Origin of the sequence: Roseovarius salinarum, assembly GCF_002834145.1 — a bacterium.
GTDB classification, from domain to species: domain Bacteria; phylum Pseudomonadota; class Alphaproteobacteria; order Rhodobacterales; family Rhodobacteraceae; genus Roseovarius; species Roseovarius salinarum.
Genome location: NZ_PHNT01000024.1, coordinates 1 through 17893, shown reverse-complemented (window position 1 = coordinate 17893; position 17893 = coordinate 1). Strand labels below are relative to the sequence as shown.

Genomic DNA, 17893 nt, shown 5'->3' with positions numbered 1-17893 from the left:
GGCGTCAGACCCTGGACAGGAGCGCGAGGCGTGTCCACACCTCCGCCATGTCGGGCCGGGGCACCCAGACGCGGATGGCCGCGCCATCGGTTCGCGCCACGAGGCAGGGCTTCTCGGCGAAAAGCGCCATGGCAGAGGGGGACCCCCCCTGAGCCGACATGCAACTGGACAGGAACGTGCTGTCGGCATCACCCTCGATCTGCAAGGGCACGTACAGGTCATCCGCCACGCTGAGCGCGTAGTCCCCGTGCCAGCCCGACGCGGCGACGAACGGCTCGGGCGTGCAGAGAAGCACCTGGTCGCGGGCGATGCGCAGGGCGTAGGCACCCGACTCAGGCAAGGTGTCGAGCAGCCCGATCATCGCCGCGCCGGGCGCGAGGGACGCAATCGCGGCGTCCAAGCCGCCCGATATGATCGCGGCCTGCCCTGGGGCGAGGCATTGCACCGTTATGCCCGGCCCCTTTATGACGTCCCCGGCCTCGGGCGCGGAGTTGGTCCAGTCGCGTTCACGCATGCAGCCTCTCCCATTCCGGATCGAGCGCGCAGGTCGTGCAGACCCGTGCGCGGGTCGTTTCACCCATGTGGAAAACGCCGATATCCCGTCCGGCCAGCGCCCGCCCGCCTTCGAGCAGGGCGAGTGCGACCGGTCGGTTCAGCGTTGGGCTGAAATAACTCGAGGTCACGAACCCGAGTGAGCGTCGCGTGCCCTCTGGCGGCACGAGGTGTGCGCCAGTGGGCAGGGGCGTGTCATTCGTGGTCGCCAGTCCGACGAGTTGCCGGCGATCTTCCCGGTTGGCTTCGGGCGTGAAGAGCGAGCGGCGGCCCAGATACTCGTCGGTGCGCTTGTCCCGCGGCCCCGTCCAGCCAAGGTCGTGCGGCATGGTGAGGCCGTCGGTGTCCTTGCCGACGAGGATGAAGCCCTTTTCCGCCCGAAGGATCATGACCGCTTCCATCCCGATCCAGCGGCCGTCCACCTCCGCTCGCGCCGTGTCGAGCGCGGCGTGCAGCGCGGGGCCGTCCCGGGCGGCGACCGTCAGCTCGTAGGAGCGGTCGCCGGTGAAGCTGACTCGCGCAACGCGCAGGGCGCGATTGTTCCACGTTGTTTCCGTGACCGACATGTGGGGTAGGGTAGTGTCGTCGCAAACGGTGTCCGGTATCCCCGCCGCGCGCAGCAAGTCACGCGCGCGTGGGCCGGTGACGGTCAGCGTGACGAACCCGGCTGTCACGTCGTGGATGAAGCTGCGGTCGGGGGCGAAGACGTCCTGCCGCGCTTCCTCCAGCATCATCCGCACGCTGGCGGCGTGCGAGGACGAGGCCGAAACGATGAAGCGGTCCGCGGAAAGGCGGAACACCACGCCGTCATCGTGAACGATTCCCGTTTCGTTCAGCATGAAGCCGTAGCGCGCGCGCCCTGGTTTGAGCGTCGAGAGCCGCACGTAGCCGCAGTAATCCAGCAACTCCGCTGCGCCCGGGCCGATGACCTCTATCTTGCCGAGAGGCGAGGCATCGTAGAGGCCGACGGTTTCGCGCGCTGTGCGTGCTTCCAGCTGTGCAAGGTCCGTCTCGTCCCCGCCACCATGGACTGCGGGGCGCAGCCATCCGCCGTATTCGCGAAACGACGCGGTCTGCGCCTTGTGCAACGCCTCCAGCGCAAGCCGCCGCGGCGCGTTGAAAAGCTCACCCCGCCTCGGTCCGGCGATCACGCCGAGGGGCACGGGCGAAAAGGGGGGGCGATAGGTGGTGGTTCCGGTCTCGGGGATGCTTCGCCCAGTTAGTGCCGCCATGGCGGCCAATCCCGCGAAATTGGCACTGCGCCCCTGATCGGTGGCCATGCCAAGCGTCGTGTAGCGCTTGAGATGCTCGACCGAGCGATAGCCCTCCTGCTCGGCGATCCTCACGTCCTTCAGCGTCACGTCGTTCTGCGGGTCCACCCATTGCCGCCCGGGTTGTGCGGGGTCGGGGCGAATGGCTGCCAATTGCAAGTCGCCGGATGCAGCCTGCGGGGGGGTGCCGGTGCCGCCACCGGCCGCGTGCCCCTCTTCCAGCGCGCGGGCCAGGCCGAAGCTGCCGTTGGCCGCCCCGGCCACGTTCAGCGCGGAGGTGCCGGGCCGCGGCACGAGCGCATCCACGGCCGCGTTCCAGTCCAGCTTGCCACCCGCCTGGCAGTGCAGGTGGACCGAGGGCGTGTACCCGCCGGAGACAAGGATCGTGTCGGCATCGATCCAGCGACCGGCGACTTCCGCCGCCGCGACCGACGGCCGCCCCCTCGCCCGCGTGATCGGTGCATCCTTCAAAACGGTCGCGCCCTCGGGCGGGTCCGGCGCCGTGGCGCGTGCATCGGCAATGGTCACCGTGCATCCGGCCCCGGCCAGCGCGGCGGCGACCGGGTAGCTCGCGTCGTTGGCCGTGGCCAGCAGGATACGCCGCCCCGCCACCGCACCGTAAAGTTCAAGATAATGCAGAGCCGCCTCCGCGGACATGATCCCCGGCAGGTCGTTGTTGCCGAACCACATTGGCCGCTCGATGGCGCCGGCAGCCAGCACCGTGTCCCGCGCGCGGATGCGCCAGTGCCGGTCGGGGGCGTCGGCGCGCCGTTCCCAGGCCGCGAACAGGCCGTGATCGAACGCGCCCCAGAGGGTCGTGCCCGTAAGGATGCGCCCCCCCGCTTCTGTCACGGCCTGTTTCGTGTCGTGGGCGAAGTCCCGCCAGTCGCCACCGTCGATCTCGCCGCCGCGCCAGCGCAGGCTGCCGCCGATCTCGTCGGCCTCGTCAATCAGCCAGACCTCGCGGCCGGCCCGCGCGGCCGCGCGCGCCGCCGCCAGGCCCGCCGGGCCGGCGCCGATGATCAACAGGTCGCAATGCCCGTTGACCTGTGGCGTGTCGGCTGGCGGTTGCTGAGCGGGGTCCAGCCGCCCGAGGCCGGCCATGCGGCGGATCATCGGCTCCCACCGCATCCAGTTCGGGGCCATGAACGTCTTGTAGTAAAACCCTGCGGGCAGGAACCGGTCGAAAACGTCGAGCACCCCGGCACGGTCGCGCGCGGCGTCCGGGGCGGTATTGACCGAGTGTAACGCCATCCCCTCGCGCAGGGGTTCGGTGGTGGCGCGGATGTTGGGCGTTGTCACGCTGTCCTCGGTGACGTCGAAGATCGCGTTGGGCTCTTCGCCGCCCATGCCCCACAGGCCGCGCGGCCGGTGATACTTGAAGCTGCGGCCCAGAACCCGCGTCCCCGAGGCCAGCAGCGCGGAGGCCGGGGTGTCTCCCGCAAATCCCGTCATCTCCGCCCCGTCGAAGGTGAAGGAGACGGTCCTTGCGCGGTCGATCCGCGAGCCGGCGGTGTCGTGGCGCCATCCGGTCATTCGCCCCTCCCCGGCAGGGGCGCGACCTCGCTGACCGCGCGGGTCACCGTGTCGCGCGTCATCAAGAAGAACTCGCCGCAGGTCACATGTACCCAGACCTCGCGGGCTGGCCCGCGCGGCGCGTCGTTGAAATACAGGTAATCGGCCCAGTCCGCGTCCGATGTCTCCTCGGCCGGCTGCGGGCGCTCCTTGCCCGCCTCGGCGGCAAAGTGGAATTCCGTCTCGTCGCGGGGGCCGCAGAACGGGCAGGTGAAAACTTGCATCCCGGTCCTCCTGTCAGTGTGCGATGCCCGCGCCCGCCGCCTCGTCGATGAGCCGGCCGCGGGCGAAGCGGTCGAGGTCGAACGGGCGGCTGATCTCGTGGTGCGCCCCCGTGGCCAGCAGGTGCGCCAGCAGCCAGCCCCCCGCGGGGATCGCTTTGAAGCCGCCGGTCCCCCACCCGCAGTTGAGGAACAACCCCTCCGGCCCGGCGGGGCCGATGACGGGCGAGCTGTCGGGCACGACGTCGACCACACCGGCCCATTGCCGCAGCAGCTTGAGTTGCGCGAAGGCCGGGAACATCTCCAGCAGGCCCGACAGCACCGTTTCCTGCGCGGGCAGGTTGCCGCGTTGGCCGTGGGTGGGCACACGGTCGAGTCCGCCGCCGATCACCAGCTCGCCCTTGTCCGATTGCGAGACATAGGTGCCGGTGCCGAGATACAGCAGAACGATGTCCAGCATCGGCTTGACCGGCTCCGAGACGAAGGCCTGAAGCGCGTAGTTGTGGATCGGCAGGCGCACGTCCCCCATGGCCGCCAGCCCCGGTGTCGCCCCGGCTGCGGCCAGCCCCACGCGGTCTGCCCGGATCGTGCCCATGTCGGTTTCCACCCCGGTGATCCGCCCGCCCTCGACCAAAAGGTCCGTCACGGTGCAGTTCTCGATGATATCTACACCCATGTCGCTGGCGGCGCGGGCATATCCCCACGCCACCGCGTCATGACGGGCCACCCCGGCGCGCTGTTGCCAGACGCCGCCCATGCACTTGAAACGTGCCTGCGGGTCCTGGTTGAGTAGCGGCGCGCGCTTCACCGCCTCCTCGGCGCCCATGAGTTCGCCGTCGACCCCGTTGAGCTGCATGGCGTTGGCGATGCGCGCGCAGATTTCCATCTGCATCGGCGTGTGCGCGGCGATCAGCATGCCCCGCTGGCTGAGCATCACGTTGAAGTTCAGATCCCTGGAAAGATCCTCGTAGAGCCGCAAGGCGAGGTCATAGAGGGCCACGCTTTCGGGATAGAAGTAGTTTGACCGGACTGCGGTGGTGTTCCGGCCTGTGTTGCCGCCTCCGATCCAGCCCTTTTCGAGCAGCGCCACCCGGCAGATCCCGTGGTTCTTGGCGAGGTAATACGCCGTGGCGAGGCCGTGCCCGCCACCACCAACCACAATCGCATCGTATCCATCGTTCGGGCGGGCCTTTCGCCATGCCGGTGTCCAACCGCGGTGTCCCCGCAGGCCCTCGGTCGCGAGCGAAAGCGCGGAGTATCGTTTCATGTCCGCTCCAGGTTTCTAGCGAATTCGAGGAACGAGTCGACCTCGTCCCTGGAGGGGCGGATCCCGGTGAAGCAATAGAGGTAGCCCTCGACGCGGGAGATGCGGGTTTCCAGCGCCTCGGACAGTTCCAGCGTGTAATAGCCGATCTGCTGGTAGTAGAGCACGCGCGCCCGGATGTCGGCCTCTTCCGGTGAATAACCGAACCGTTCGTACATTCGGGCCAGCGCCGCGTGCCGGGCCGTGTCGCTGCGGTCGATGACCTCGCGCACGGAGGGATCGCGCCGTGCCCATTCTCGCACGGCGAAATCAAGTCGGTAGTCGAAACCGCCGGGGACGATGATGCAACGAAAGAAGTTGCAGACGGCCTCGGTGATGGTCGCGGCTTCAAGTTCGCTATAGCGGATCAGTACGCCGGTATTGCTCTGTTCCCACTTGTTCAGAAGCTGTTCCAGCAGGTCCTGGCGGCTGTCGAAATACCAGTAGAAGCTGGATCGCGACACGCCGAGCCGGTTGCTGATGGTCAGGATCTTCACGTCCGACACGCCATCCTTCACCAGCAGTTCCATCGCCGCGTCGAGCCAGTCGTCGCGCGTGACCTTGACGTTGCCCGGCTGCACTTCGGCCGCGTCGCGCTGAATATCCGGTTGCGTTTCGGTCACGTTGGTTTCGACCATTCCCGTCCTCCATTGTGCGCGTGGCCGGTTCGCCACGGCGCACAGGATAGCATGCGCGGGATTTTCCGCATCCCGCATGTCGCTCTCTCAGACGCCTCGCATGGCGCGGCCTTCGGGGTCGTACGGCGATGGTGGAATGACCCGCGCCGCCCTTTCCGATCCAACGATGTGGGTGGTCAGCTCGGTGCCCTCGGCGGCGCTGTCGCGGTCGATCATGGCCATCGCCAGGGATTTGCCCACCGTGTGACCATAGCCACCGGAGGTGACGAAGCCGACGCGACGGCCGTCCTTCCAGACCGGTTCGAAGCCGCTGCTGTCGGCGTCCTCGGCATCTACCTCGAGCGTCACGACGATTTGCCCGGGTCCACCGCCGTCGCGTTCCGCCAATGCGGCGTCGCGGCCCACGAAATCGCCCTTGTCCCAGTCGATCCACCGGTCCATTCCGGTTTGGCCGGGGGTGTAGCCTTGCGTGAACTCGGCCGACCAGATCCCGAAGGATTTTTCCAGCCGCAGCGACAGCAGCGCGCCGAAACCGACCTCGCGCAGCCCGAGATCCGCGCCCGCCTCCAGCAGTGTCTTTCGCAGCGCGATGTGCTCGCTTGCCGCGCAGTGTATCTCGTAGCCCCGCTCGCCCGACACGGACAGCCGCCCGACCCTTGCGCGGATCAGCCCGATATCGAATGTGCCGCAGCCCATGAAAGGCAATTCGTCAATCGGCCCGTCGGTCACGCGGTGCAGCACATCAAGGCTCCGTGGCCCCATCACGCCGAAGCCCAAGACGGTATCCGACAGGTCGCGGACGGCCACATCGTCGGCCTTGTGATCCTCGAACCAGCGCATATGCCATTCGCGCAGGTAATAGGATCCCATGATCCACCATGTGCCGTCGCCCCAGTTCATGATCGTCAGGTCACCCTTGAGCTTGCCTGTTTCGCTCAGCATCGGGGCAAGGCGGGCGCGGCCGGGCTTGGGCAGCCTCGAGGCCACGAGGTGATCCAGCCAGCGTTCCGCGCCGGCCCCCGTCACCTCGAAACGCGAGAATCCGGAGATGTCGATCAGGCCCGCGGCCTCGCGCACCGCCCGGCATTCCCCGGCGATGATCGGGAAGGCGTTGGAACGTTTCAGCGTCGGCGTTTCCTCGAAATCCTCTGACGGGGCGAAGTAGAGCGGAAGCTCCAGCCCGTAGCTCGCCCCCCAGCGGGCGCCGGCGGCGCTCATGTCGGAATGGGCCGGCGACATGCGCAGGGGCCGGCCCGCGGGCAACTGCTCGTTGGGATACGTCATGACGAAGCGGCGCGTGTAGAACTGGCCGGTCGTCTCCTTGATGTACTGCTTGTTCTGGGCATAGTCTCCGTAGCGGGCGACATCCATGCCGAACACGTCTGCCTCCGGCTCGCCGTGGATCATCCACTCGGCAAGGCTCTTGCCCACGCCGCCGCCCTGAAGGAAGCCGGCCATGACCGCGCAGGCGCACCAGTAACCGCGCTTGCCCCGTACCGGCCCCACAAGCGGGTTGCCGTCGGGCGAGAAGGTGAAGGCCCCGTTGACCCAGTTTCGTACCCCGGCCGTCTGCAGCACCGGGTAGCGCTCGAAGCCGAGCGTCAGCTCGTTCTCGATCCGGTCGGGATCCTCTTGCAACAGCTCGATGCCGTAGTTCCACGGCGCGCCGTCCATCATCCAGTGCTGGTGGTTGATCTCGTAGATGCCAAGAAGCATCCCCTTCTGATCCTGCCGCATGTAGGTAAATCCCTCGAGGTCGACCACCAGCGGCATTTCCTTGTCCAGTGCGGCGACCTCGGGGATGGTTTCGGTCAGCAGGTAGTGATGCGCCAGCGGGCTGACCGGCAGCTCGACCCCGGCCATCCGGCCCACCTGCTTGGCCCAGAGACCGGCGGCGTTGACCACGTGCTCGCACCGGATCGTGCCCTTCTCGGTGACGACCTCCCAGCCCTCGGCAGTCTGATTGAGTTCCAGCACGCGGTTGTGCTCGACCACCTCGGCGCCGTGCTTGCGCGCCGCGCCCGCGTAGGCATGGACCGTGCCGGTGGTGTCGACATATCCCTCGCGCTCGGCCCACATGCCGCCGAGGATGCCATGGGTGGACATGATGGGGCAGAGCTCGCCCGCCTCCTCGGCCGTGATCAGGTGTACGTCCTCGATGCCGATCGACTGGAACACGCGATAGGCCGATTGCAGCCACTCCCACCGGTCAGGCGTGCCGGCCAGCGTCATGCCGCCGGTCATGTGCATGCCCACCGACTGGCCGCTTTCCTCCTCGACCTCGGACAGCAGATCGATCGTGTAGGATTGCAGGGCGGCGATGTTGGGATCCGCGTTGAGGGCGTGGAACCCGCCCGCCGCGTGCCAGCTCGATCCGGCGGTCAGAACGGATCTCTCGATCAGGCAGACATCCGACCAGCCGAGTTTGGCAAGGTGATAGAGTACGGATGTACCGACAACGCCACCCCCGATGACCACGACGCGATAATGTGACTTCATGTTTCCTCCCGGTCAGCGTTGGGAGGCAGCGTAGCGCGCGTGGACATATGTGTCCAGTCCCGGCCGTTCAGCATCGTCCGGCACCCGCGTCCGAGTGCCAAGCAAGTCCGAGCCGGTCTCAGTTCGCACCGGGACGTGAACCTTCGGGCCGTGCAGAGCCCGCGCCGCGCGCCGAGGTCCGTTTTCATGGCTGCTTGCAATGCCAGTTCCTGCCGTGGGAATTGCCGGCAATTCGGACTTGTCACTCGCGGACGGGGAAGATTTCATGCAGGCGCAACGCAGCACGTCATTCACGATCCTGCCAAAGCTGCTATGTTCGCGTCCATGAAATACCACGTCCATACCGCCTGTCTCCTCGCCCTGTGCTGCCTGCTTTCCGTGGGGGCGGTGGCCGCGCAGCAAACGAAGCAGCCGGCGGCGGTGACCGTCGTGGCGCTGGAACCGCGCAGCGTGACACTGACGTCGACACTTCCGGGCCGTGTCGCGGCCTCGGCCAAGGCCGAGGTCCGGCCGCAAGTCAACGGCATCGTGACGGAGCGGCTGTTCCGTGAAGGTGCGCAGGTGGAATCGGGCGATCCGTTGTTTCGCATCGAGCCCGAGAGCTACCGCGCGGCGGTTGAACAGGTGCGCGCCCGCGTGGCCCAGGCCGAGGCGGAGCTGAGCGCGGCGGACCGTGACGCCGAACGACAGCGCGAACTGCAATCGCGCAACGTCACCAGCCAGCAAGCCCTCGACGACGCGCTTGCCGCGCGAGAGACCGCCGCGGCTGCCCTGAAACTGGCCCAGGCGCAACTCAATGCCGCGCGGATCGAACTGTCGCGCACCACCATCCGGGCGCGGCTGTCCGGGCGTATCGGCCTGTCGCAGACCAGTCAGGGCGCGCTGGTCACGGCCAGCCAGCCCACACCGCTGGCCGTGATCCGCAAGATCGACCCGGTCTATGTCGATGTCACCCAGTCGGCCGCCGATCTACTGCGCTGGCGGCGCGGTGAAACCGAGGCGGCGCTGGCCGGTGCGGACGGGACCGTGCGATTGAAGCTGGCCGACGGCTCTGCCTACGGGCACACCGGCCGCCTCCAGGCGGCCGAACCCAACGTCGACCCGCAGACCGGGGTCGTCACCTTGCGAATGCAGTTCGCCAATCCCGACGACCTGCTGTTGCCGGGTATGTACGTGCAGGTCGAGATGCCCGTGGAGGTGGCCGAGGGCGTGTTTCTGGTGCCGCAGGAGGGCGTGGTGCGGGACCGGCGCGGCCGTCCGACCGTCTGGGTCGTCGGTGCCGGGAACACGGTGGAAGAGCGCGAGATCTCGATCGTGCAGGATCGCGAAAGCGACTGGGTGGTTGACAGCGGGCTGCAGCCGGGCGACCGCGTGATGGTCGCCGGGTTCCAGAAGACCGCGCCGGGCGGCACGGTGGCGCCAGAAACCCGGGGCGCGTCCGACGACGGCGTCACGGCCGACTGACCGCCTGCAGAGGAGGCGCGACCCCATGGCACGGTTCTTCATCGACCGCCCGGTTTTCGCCTGGGTCATCTCGATTCTGATCATGGGGGTCGGGCTGCTTGCGATCCGGCTGCTGCCGGTGGCGCAGTACCCGCAGATCGCGCCGCCGTCGGTGACGATCAACGCGACGTACCCGGGCGCCTCGGCCGGCACCGTTGCCAACACGGTCACACAGGTCATCGAGCAACAGATGACCGGACTTGACGGGCTGCGCTATTTCTCATCGCAGTCGACCTCGGCGGGGCGCACCGAGATCACACTGACCTTCGAGACGGGCACCGACCCTGACATCGCGCAGGTGCAGGTCCAAAACAAGCTGAGCCGGGCCACCCCGCTGCTGCCCGAGACCGTGCAACGCCAGGGCATCACGGTCGAAAAATCCTCGGCCGGGTTCCTTATGGTCGTGGCGCTCATTTCCAGCGGCGGCGAGCTCGAACAGGTCGATCTGGCCGACTACATGGAAACCAACCTTGTCGATGAACTCAGCCGGATCGAGGGCGTGGGTTCTGTCAACGTGTTCGGCGCGCAGTACGCCATGCGCATCTGGCTGGACCCGTCCAAGCTGGCGGCTTTCGAATTGACGCCCTCGGATGTGGTCAACGCCGTCTCGGCACAGAACGCCCAGATCTCGGCCGGGGCCTTCGGCGCGCGGCCCACGGTGGACGGCCAGCAACTCAACGCCACGATCACCGCGCAGTCGCTGCTCAGCACGCCCGAGGACTTCCGCCAGATCGTGCTGCGCGCGGAAACCGACGGCGGGCTGGTGCTGCTCGATGATGTCGCGCGGGTCGAGATCGGGGCGGAGAATTACGCCACGATCGCGCGGTTCAACCGCGATCCGGCCTCGGGGATGGCAATCAGCCTGGCCCCCGGGGCCAATGCGCTGGAGACGGCGCAGGCGGTCAAGGCACGGATGAACGAGTTCGCGGACTTCTTCCCCGATGGCGTGAAACACGTGATCCCTTACGATACCACGCCCTTCATCGAGATCTCGATCAAGGAGGTCGTGAAGACCCTGTTCGAGGCGATCGGCCTGGTCTTCCTGGTCATGTTCCTTTTCCTGCAGAACCTGCGCGCAACGCTGATCCCGACGCTGGCGGTGCCGGTGGTCTTGCTGGGCACGTTCGGCGTGCTGGCGGCGGCGGGGTTCACCATCAACACGCTGACCATGCTGGCCATGGTGCTGGCGATCGGCCTGCTGGTGGACGACGCGATCGTCGTGGTCGAGAACGTCGAGCGCATCATGGAAGAGGACGGCCTGCCCCCGCGCGAGGCCACCCACAAGTCCATGGGCCAGATCACCGGCGCGCTGATCGGCATCGCGATGGTGCTGTCTGCGGTCTTCGTGCCGATGGCGTTCTTTCCCGGCTCGACAGGCGTGATCTACCAGCAGTTCGCGATCACCATCGTCTCGGCCATGGCGCTGTCGGTGGTTGTGGCGCTGACGCTGACGCCGGCACTGTGCGCGTCGCTGTTGCGGCAAAGCGACCATCCTGCCCAAAGGGGGCCGTTCGCGTGGTTCAACCGGGGCTTTTCAGGGCTGACGACCGGCTACGCGACGACGGTGCGCTGGACGGTGCGGCGGCCCGTGCGCGTCGGCGCCGTCTATCTCGCGCTGGCAGTGGCGATGGCGCTTCTTTTCGCGCGCACGCCCACCGGGTTCCTGCCCGAGGAGGACCAGGGGATCCTGTTCACCCTGATCCAGACGCCCACCGGGGCCACCGCCGAACGCACCCTCGATGTCGTCAAGCAGGTGGAGGACTATTACCTCGACCAGGAGACGGAGGTCGTCGACTCGATGTTCGGTGTGGTCGGCTTCAGCTTTTCCGGCCGCGGGCAGAACATGGGGCTCGGCTTCGTGCAGCTGAAGGACTGGAAGAAGCGCGCCGGGCCGGGCGAGAGCGTTCAGGCGCTGGCAGGGCGTGCCTTCGGCGCCTTCAGCAAGATAAGGGATGCCCGCGTCTTCCCGGTCGTGCCGCCCTCGGTCATCGAGCTGGGCAACGTCTCGGGGTTCGATTTCTACCTGCAGGCGCGCGGCGGCCAGTCGCACGAGGCGATCGTCGAGGCGCGCAACCGCCTTCTGGGGATGGCCTCGGAAAGCGATCTGATCGCCTCGGCCCGGCCCAGCGGGCTGGAGGACGCGGCCCAGTTCAACCTCGACATCGACTGGCGCAAGGCCGGTGCCATGGGGCTGACGCCCACGGACGTGGGCGAGTTGTTGCAGATCGCCTGGGCGGGCCGTTACGTGAACGATTTCATCGACCAGGGCCGGATCAAGCGCGTCTATGTCCAGGGCGAGGCCGAGGCGCGCGCCACCCCCACGGACATCGACAAGTGGCGGGTTCGCAATGCCCGCGGCGGGCTGGTGCCGTTCTCGAACTTTGCCGAAGGCAGCTGGGACTACGGGGCGCAGGGCCTTTACCGCTACAACGGCGTGCCGGCGATCCAGATCCAGGGCAGCCCCGCGCCCGGCACCACCACCGGCGAGGCGATGGCCGAGATCGAACGCCTCGTCGGCCAGCTCGGGCCCGGCTACAACGCGGCGTGGACCGGGCTTTCGCTCGAAGAGCGCGAGTCCGGCAACCAGGCACCGCTGCTTTACGCGCTGTCGCTGGCCGCGGTCTTCCTCTCGCTGGCCGCCCTCTACGAAAGCTGGTCGATTCCCTTCGCGGTCATGCTGGCCATGCCCATCGGTGTCCTCGGCGCGCTGGCCGGTGCTTGGCTGGGGGGCTACGAGAACGGGGTGTTCTTCCAGGTCGGGCTGCTGACGGTCATCGGCCTGACCGGCAAGAACGCGATCCTGATCGTCGAGTTCGCCCGCGACCGGTACGAGGGCGGCGAGCGCGTGATCGAGGCGGTGGCCGAGGCCGCGCGACAAAGGTTCCGCCCGATCATCATGACCTCCATGGCGTTTTCGCTGGGTGTGTTGCCGCTCGTGCTGAGTTCCGGCGCCGGGTCGGGCGGGCGTAACGCGATCGGCTCGGGCGTTTTGGGCGGCACGCTTTCCGCCACCGTTCTGGGGGTGGTCTTCGTGCCGCTGTTCTTCGTGGTGGTCACGCGGCTGTTCCGGCGGAGCCAACTCGCTGGCGGTGTAAGACGGATTTGAAAGGACATCTGTTCAGCCGGGGACTTTGACCTTCATCCCGCGCCGGGACGGCGCCACGCGGCGAGGGCGGCGGCGCAGTTTCGCTTGAAAATCCGGCGGGGTGCTGCCAGGCGGAGTCGAACGCGTCTCAACTCGGTCAGTAATGCTGTCTTTTATGCCGTGCCGAGTTGACGTCACGCGGCGAGAGCAGCGGCACGGTCACGCTTGAAATCCTGTCTGCTGTAGAGGCCGCGCTCCGCGTTGAACAGGTTGTGGATCGAAAAGTGGACGGTGGCGAATTTCTGCAAACCTCGCAAGCGCCGGAAGCTGGACATTGCGCGTTCTCTTCGTCGGAATGGCAGGTGCGAATTCTCGACGCCGTTGTTCGACCACCGGCCTGCACGCTGCCGATCGGCGTTCCCGATTTCTTTCATCGCCGCGCCGTAGGAGCGCAGCTTGTCGGTGACAACTCGTTCTGGTTTCCCGTGGCGTTTCATCAATTTTCCGGGGAATATCAATGCCGCGACACGGTCACGACGCTTGGTGACAAGGGCACCGAGTACTTCGCCCTCGTGATCGACGGCGCGCCACATGTAATGGGTCTCGCCGTTGATCTTCACGAAAACCTCGTCGAGATGCCATTGCCAGTTCGAACAGCATCGCATCCACTGCATCCTGGCCTTGCGGATTCCGGATGCGAAAGGCGGACCGAACCGGTTCCACCAAAAGCGGACGGACTCATGGCTGACGTCGATGCCCCGCTCATGCAGCACATCTTCGACATCGGGCAACGAGAGCGTAAATCGAACATGTATCATCACCGCCAGGCGGATGATTTCACGCCTCGTTCGGAAGTAGCGGAATGGGTTCGGCTTGGTCATTCAGGCAGGGCAGGGCGCTGCACGGTCGGTCGCAAGCTCATCGCTCTGAAACTGCCATTTCAACGGATTGGATTTCCTCAATATCTACATGGGCTTATAAGGAATTCACCAAATCGGCGCAGTCGAGAGGTCCGGAGAATATCGGCCCCTGGAGACCGCTTCCGGGCCTCCTGGCAGCAGGGACAGTGCTCAGCCGCACCCGCATAACCCTCGAAAACAACGGAAAAATCCGGCCTCAGCCGGACCCGGAGAACGCTTTCGCGGGGGCCAGTGGCGGAGGGAAAGCGATACGCAAAAACTCCGCTCAGCGGGCAGGTTCAAATCCCGACCACCTGCCTCGTTCTTCTGGGAATAGCGTCCGATACGACTGCTTTCTCTCGCTCTCGCCGGGCGCGTTGACGGCTCTGCGCGACTGGGCTCCTTTGCGCAGAGTGCCTCAAGACACTGACTTGCCTCTCTTTTTTTTCACGCCTTCGTCCCTCTGCAACCGCTGTGAGTTGCGAAGAAGGAGACGATGATGAAACCAACTTGCTTGAACCAGAAAGAGCTGGCCGAACGCTGGACCATTTCGCACCGCACCCTGGAGCGGTGGCGGTGGGCAGGCGAAGGACCTGTGTACATGAAGATCGGAGGGCGCGTCGTCTACCGCATCGCCGATATCGAGGCCTTCGAACGCGACGTACTGAACGCTACTTCCGATCAGGGCGCCCCGGCCTACTGACACCGACCTTGTCCTCCCACTCCTCGATGTCGCTACAAAGCTCTGATTTGCTACGCATTTCGATTGCGCCACATCCCCGGCTCGGCTAGCCTCTGGTCGAGGCCCAGAAAGTGGGCGCGCATAGTTAGGATGCGCACTGCCCGAGCCGGGGAGCGTAATGGAAAACGACAGGTCGGAACTTCGCTGGGGCGTCGAGCAACGCCTTGAGTTCATAGAGTTCCGCCTGTTCTGGGAGGGACATGTGAACCGCAGCGATCTGATGGACCAGTTCGGGGTATCGGTGAACCAGGCTTCCACCGACCTGAACCGCTACATCGGCTTCGCGCCGGACAACATGGTCTACGACAAGAGTGCGCGAACCTACGTACGAGGCCCCGAGTTCAAGCCGCAGTTCCTCGAGCCTGACGCGAGCCGCTACCTTGCACAGCTGCGATCGGTCGCTGACGGGATCCTCGACCGCGAGGACGCCTGGATCGCCAACCTCCCGCCCTACGCGGCCGCCCCTACGCCGGTTCGTGGGGTCAATCCGGCAACGCTTCGTTCGGTCGTCGGCGCCATCCGCCGGTCCGAGGCGATCGAGGTGAAGTACCAGTCCCTGTCCCGCCCCGAGCCGCGCTGGCGCTGGATCGCGCCCCATGCCATCGCGTTTGACGGCTTCCGCTGGCACACCCGAGCGTTCTGTCTGACGGACGAGTGCTTCAAGGACTTCCTGTTGTCCCGGATGCTCAAGATCCGAGGCGCACAGGAGAGCGACGCCTCGGCCGACGACGACAGCGATTGGCACTCCGATGTCACACTGGAGATCGCCCCCCACCCCGAGCTCCCGGAGACGCAGGCGAAGGTCATCGCGCTCGACTATGGGATGCGAAGCGGCAAGGCGACGATCAAGGTCCGGCGCGCGCTCCTCTACTACGCACTGAAGCGGCTTGGCCTCGACACAGATCCGGCGGCAAGGACACCGCAGGACCAGCAGATAGTTCTCACCAATCGTGAAGAGATTATTATTGCTGCCCAAGACAATCGAGGCCAGGAGACTGCGATATGATCCAGCCATTCAATTCTTGCAATGACATATTGCTCTGGAATGGTATCGCAACCTCTGCATCTAGTTGTTGGCACAAAGGAATCTTGGCGTTTCTAACCAGTGACATCTCAATATCCGCACTCGGAACTTCTTGCTGGGAATCCCCGCTATCACCCGAAACGGGAAGTATTGAAAGCGCAAACAGGTTTCGGGAACTGGCTGGCAACCAATGAAGATGATTCCCGCTTCCGTATTAGAGTTTAAGAGTTCAGCTGAAAAGCGCGTCTTCGAGATGCTTGCCCAGATCAGTTTTGGTCCTGCAGACGTCGCTCTCCATTCGCTAAATATTGGAGAACACTCCTACAAGCGCTGGGGTGAAATTGACTTTCTCCTTATCACGCGGCGGGGCATCCTCGCCTTAGAGGTTAAAGGTGGGCGCGTCGCTTGTAGGAACGGGCTGTGGGAATACACCAACCGCGACGGCAAGATCACGCGCAAGCGGGAGAGCCCGGCAAGCCAAGCAGCTTCGGCGTATTTCGCGCTTGAGAAAAACTATCTACTTCCCCGTTTTAGGAAGGATTTTGAGGGCGTTCCTTCAGGGTGGGCGCTTTTATTTGAAAGTATTGATCGGGTCGTTACCTTAGGGAAGTCTACGCTTCCCGAGCTGCCCGACCAAATCACCGGCTATAGGGCTGACTGCCAAGGGCACAATACACTCAAGGTGGCGATTTCTGGATTCATGGACCACTGGAAGTCCAAGAACCGAGGCGAGCGCGATTACGTCTCAGACGCACTCATCTCCGAAATTGTTGCATATCTTCGACCGAATTTCGAGAAAGTGCCGCCGCTAAACAGTCAGCTTAAGGAATTCGATGAAGAACTCTGCACTCTAAGCGACGAGCAAATACGTCGAATGGATGAGCTGCAAGAAAATGATCGAATTTCGGTATTGGGTGGCGCTGGGACTGGAAAAACATTTCTCGCAATGGCGTCCGCCCGTTACGATGCTGCAGCTGGCAGCTCAGTACTTCTAGTTACACGCAGCCCCTTTCTCGCGCACTTTCTCACGGCGCACGATTTACCGGAAGCCATCCGAGTTTGCTGTTTGGAGGATCTCGAAGCTGAGATCTTGGCCAATGGGCGGCGGGATGTCTTGGTTGTCGATGAGGGGCAAGATCTTTGCCAATCTAATACTCTTGACCTCCTGGGATCTGCAGTAGTGGGCGGCCTTGAGCAGGGCAGATGGCGCTGGTTTGGTGACCCAAACAACCAAGTCAGCTCGGCGTTTCCTTTCGAAGACTTTGCCTACGAATACATACGCGAGCACTCCGTTGTCCGTCGCCTGAAAGATAACATTAGGAACGCTCCGCCAATCGTAGAAAGCCTCGTATCAATTTCCGATTGTGACCTGGGCACGCCCCGTTCACGCGGGATCGGAAGCGAGGTGAAGTTCCTTAATGTGGACAGCGACCTTGAAATTCCTGCCCGTACGGCCGCAACTGTGGCACGCATTGTGTCCGGGGACACGGCAGTCAGTCGTTCCGATATCGGAATTCTGACCCCCGATGGCACAATGATCTCGGCTCTCCTTGACGCACTTAAAGCTGCCAACATCCGCGCAGAAAAATTGTCAGAACGGGCTCTATCGGGACAGCGCCGAGACTGTGCGCTGGTAGCGAGTGCTCAGGACTTCAAGGGTCTAGAGCGACCCGTGATCGTGGTGGCCGGACTGGGAGAATGCAAAAACGAAAGAATGCTTAAGCATGCCACTTATGCAGCTTTCTCGCGCGCGAACCACACCCTCTTCGTGGTTTGTACCGGTGAGCAAGCGAAGGCCTTGGCTCGCCTTGAACACGAACAGCAGAAGAAAAGACTAGGGGCGGTAGGCTAAGAAATGTTGGGACGGGATCAGATTGTAGAATGGCTTCAAAGAAAGCTCGTGGGACCTGGCCTAGGGATCCCGGACGAGGAAGGCGGATGGGCGCACGAGACCATCGAAGGTCGGATGACGCTCGCTTACATGCAAGGGATGCTCTACCCGCGCGCCTCGGAAGAACCAGATGACACCGGCGGCGACGACGACGGTGACGACGAAGGAGAGGATGGCTTTGAGACGCCGGACGATCCCTTGGCAATGGCGACGGCGCTCATGCCCGCGTCAATGGGGATCACTTTTTGCGTTCGGGACGGCGAGAGCGTAGATGTCACGGTGCACGGCGCTCGCTACAAGCCCGGCGAAAAGCAATCGAAAAGCGAAGATGCGGCCGAAGTGCATGGGGAGACTTGGAAGCGGGTTCCCCTTACGCCCACAACCATTCGCATTGAAGCTGGGACGGAAGCGTCAGGACGTACAGCCTGCCTCGAGGGCATGGCGAGCGTATCGATCCTACCTAGACGGCTTCAAAGCGGCCGTTGGCTCTTGACGGTCAGCTTGAGCAATGAGAATGAGGTCGCGCGGCCAGATCCGGAGAAAACTGAACCGCCCCGGGTTTCCGAGAGGCTTCTTTGTTCAAAACCTACGCGGCTTTTTCAAGGGTGTTCATCTGTGCGTAGAACGCCTCCTCCACTTCTTGCGGCGGCCTATGACCGATGGCGCTGTGTAGCCGCTCGTTGTTATACC

General features: G+C 64.6%; 13 protein-coding genes. 6 read left to right on the top strand and 7 right to left on the bottom strand.

Annotated features, from left to right (window positions below; all coding sequences use genetic code 11):
- Window positions 1-4: 4 nt before the first annotated feature.
- The 6 genes from CEF10_RS15645 to CEF10_RS15620 all read right to left on the bottom strand — a co-directional run bounded on the left by CEF10_RS15645 (window position 5) and on the right by CEF10_RS15620 (window position 8059).
- Window positions 5-514: a hypothetical protein gene (locus CEF10_RS15645; RefSeq protein WP_101069114.1), complete on the bottom strand. Its 510-nt coding sequence runs from the start codon at window positions 512-514 to the stop codon at window positions 5-7.
- On the bottom strand, window positions 507-3359 hold the full coding sequence (locus CEF10_RS15640) for a 2Fe-2S iron-sulfur cluster-binding protein (protein WP_101069113.1): 2853 nt from the start codon (window positions 3357-3359) through the stop codon (window positions 507-509). Before CEF10_RS15640 ends, CEF10_RS15645 begins: the two co-directional genes overlap by 8 nt.
- Window positions 3356-3622 (bottom strand): sarcosine oxidase subunit delta, encoded by a 267-nt coding sequence (locus CEF10_RS15635; RefSeq protein WP_101069112.1) that lies wholly within the window; start codon window positions 3620-3622, stop codon window positions 3356-3358. Before CEF10_RS15635 ends, CEF10_RS15640 begins: the two co-directional genes overlap by 4 nt.
- A 13-nt stretch (window positions 3623-3635) precedes the next feature.
- Window positions 3636-4886, bottom strand: coding sequence for a sarcosine oxidase subunit beta family protein (locus tag CEF10_RS15630; protein WP_101069111.1), 1251 nt, complete (start codon window positions 4884-4886; stop codon window positions 3636-3638).
- A complete protein-coding gene (locus tag CEF10_RS15625; protein ID WP_101069110.1) occupies window positions 4883-5560 on the bottom strand; it encodes a TetR/AcrR family transcriptional regulator in 678 nt (225 codons plus the stop codon). Before CEF10_RS15625 ends, CEF10_RS15630 begins: the two co-directional genes overlap by 4 nt.
- Window positions 5561-5647: 87 nt before the next feature.
- Entirely contained in the window at window positions 5648-8059 is a 2412-nt protein-coding gene (locus CEF10_RS15620; RefSeq protein ID WP_101069109.1) for a GcvT family protein, read from the bottom strand.
- A gap of 324 nt (window positions 8060-8383) precedes the next feature.
- Between CEF10_RS15620 and CEF10_RS15615 the strand changes: the two genes are divergently transcribed.
- Window positions 8384-9523: an efflux RND transporter periplasmic adaptor subunit gene (locus CEF10_RS15615; protein ID WP_101069123.1), complete on the top strand. Its 1140-nt coding sequence runs from the start codon at window positions 8384-8386 to the stop codon at window positions 9521-9523.
- A 25-nt stretch (window positions 9524-9548) separates the two neighbouring features.
- Window positions 9549-12668 carry an efflux RND transporter permease subunit gene (locus tag CEF10_RS15610; protein WP_101069108.1) on the top strand — a complete coding sequence of 1040 codons (3120 nt, stop codon included), beginning with the start codon at window positions 9549-9551 and terminating at the stop codon, window positions 12666-12668.
- Window positions 12669-12841: 173 nt separating this feature from the next.
- Here CEF10_RS15610 and CEF10_RS15605 read toward each other — a convergent pair whose 3' ends face one another.
- A complete protein-coding gene (locus CEF10_RS15605; RefSeq protein ID WP_101069107.1) occupies window positions 12842-13528 on the bottom strand; it encodes an IS6 family transposase in 687 nt (228 codons plus the stop codon).
- A 514-nt stretch (window positions 13529-14042) separates the two neighbouring features.
- Here CEF10_RS15605 and CEF10_RS17375 point away from each other — a divergent pair.
- From CEF10_RS17375 to CEF10_RS17250, 4 genes are all read left to right on the top strand, one after another.
- A complete protein-coding gene (locus CEF10_RS17375) occupies window positions 14043-14249 on the top strand; it encodes a helix-turn-helix transcriptional regulator (protein WP_093359594.1) in 207 nt (68 codons plus the stop codon).
- 157 nt (window positions 14250-14406) lie between these two features.
- Complete coding sequence (locus tag CEF10_RS15595) at window positions 14407-15294, top strand: WYL domain-containing protein (protein WP_101069106.1); 888 nt, start codon at window positions 14407-14409, stop codon at window positions 15292-15294.
- 208 nt (window positions 15295-15502) lie between these two features.
- The gene (locus CEF10_RS15590; protein ID WP_101069105.1) at window positions 15503-17164 is read left to right on the top strand and encodes a nuclease-related domain-containing DEAD/DEAH box helicase; all 1662 of its coding nucleotides are present in this window, start codon (window positions 15503-15505) and stop codon (window positions 17162-17164) included.
- A gap of 114 nt (window positions 17165-17278) precedes the next feature.
- On the top strand, window positions 17279-17893 hold a 615-nt coding region (locus CEF10_RS17250), incomplete at its 3' end, for a hypothetical protein (protein ID WP_232796539.1).

What these genes read in the sequence shown, in the direction of transcription:
- CEF10_RS15635 (WP_101069112.1), bottom strand. Translation starts at nt 3,622, where the DNA reads ATGCAAGTTTTCACCTGCCCGTTCTGCGGCCCCCGCGACGAGACGGAA.
- CEF10_RS15615 (WP_101069123.1), top strand. Translation starts at nt 8,384, where the DNA reads ATGAAATACCACGTCCATACCGCCTGTCTCCTCGCCCTGTGCTGCCTG.
- CEF10_RS15620 (WP_101069109.1), bottom strand. Translation starts at nt 8,059, where the DNA reads ATGAAGTCACATTATCGCGTCGTGGTCATCGGGGGTGGCGTTGTCGGT.
- CEF10_RS15610 (WP_101069108.1), top strand. Translation starts at nt 9,549, where the DNA reads ATGGCACGGTTCTTCATCGACCGCCCGGTTTTCGCCTGGGTCATCTCG.
- CEF10_RS15595 (WP_101069106.1), top strand. Translation starts at nt 14,407, where the DNA reads ATGGAAAACGACAGGTCGGAACTTCGCTGGGGCGTCGAGCAACGCCTT.
- CEF10_RS17375 (WP_093359594.1), top strand. Translation starts at nt 14,043, where the DNA reads ATGATGAAACCAACTTGCTTGAACCAGAAAGAGCTGGCCGAACGCTGG.
- CEF10_RS15645 (WP_101069114.1), bottom strand. Translation starts at nt 514, where the DNA reads ATGCGTGAACGCGACTGGACCAACTCCGCGCCCGAGGCCGGGGACGTC.
- CEF10_RS15640 (WP_101069113.1), bottom strand. Translation starts at nt 3,359, where the DNA reads ATGACCGGATGGCGCCACGACACCGCCGGCTCGCGGATCGACCGCGCA.
- CEF10_RS15590 (WP_101069105.1), top strand. Translation starts at nt 15,503, where the DNA reads ATGAAGATGATTCCCGCTTCCGTATTAGAGTTTAAGAGTTCAGCTGAA.
- CEF10_RS15630 (WP_101069111.1), bottom strand. Translation starts at nt 4,886, where the DNA reads ATGAAACGATACTCCGCGCTTTCGCTCGCGACCGAGGGCCTGCGGGGA.
- CEF10_RS15605 (WP_101069107.1), bottom strand. Translation starts at nt 13,528, where the DNA reads ATGACCAAGCCGAACCCATTCCGCTACTTCCGAACGAGGCGTGAAATC.
- CEF10_RS15625 (WP_101069110.1), bottom strand. Translation starts at nt 5,560, where the DNA reads ATGGTCGAAACCAACGTGACCGAAACGCAACCGGATATTCAGCGCGAC.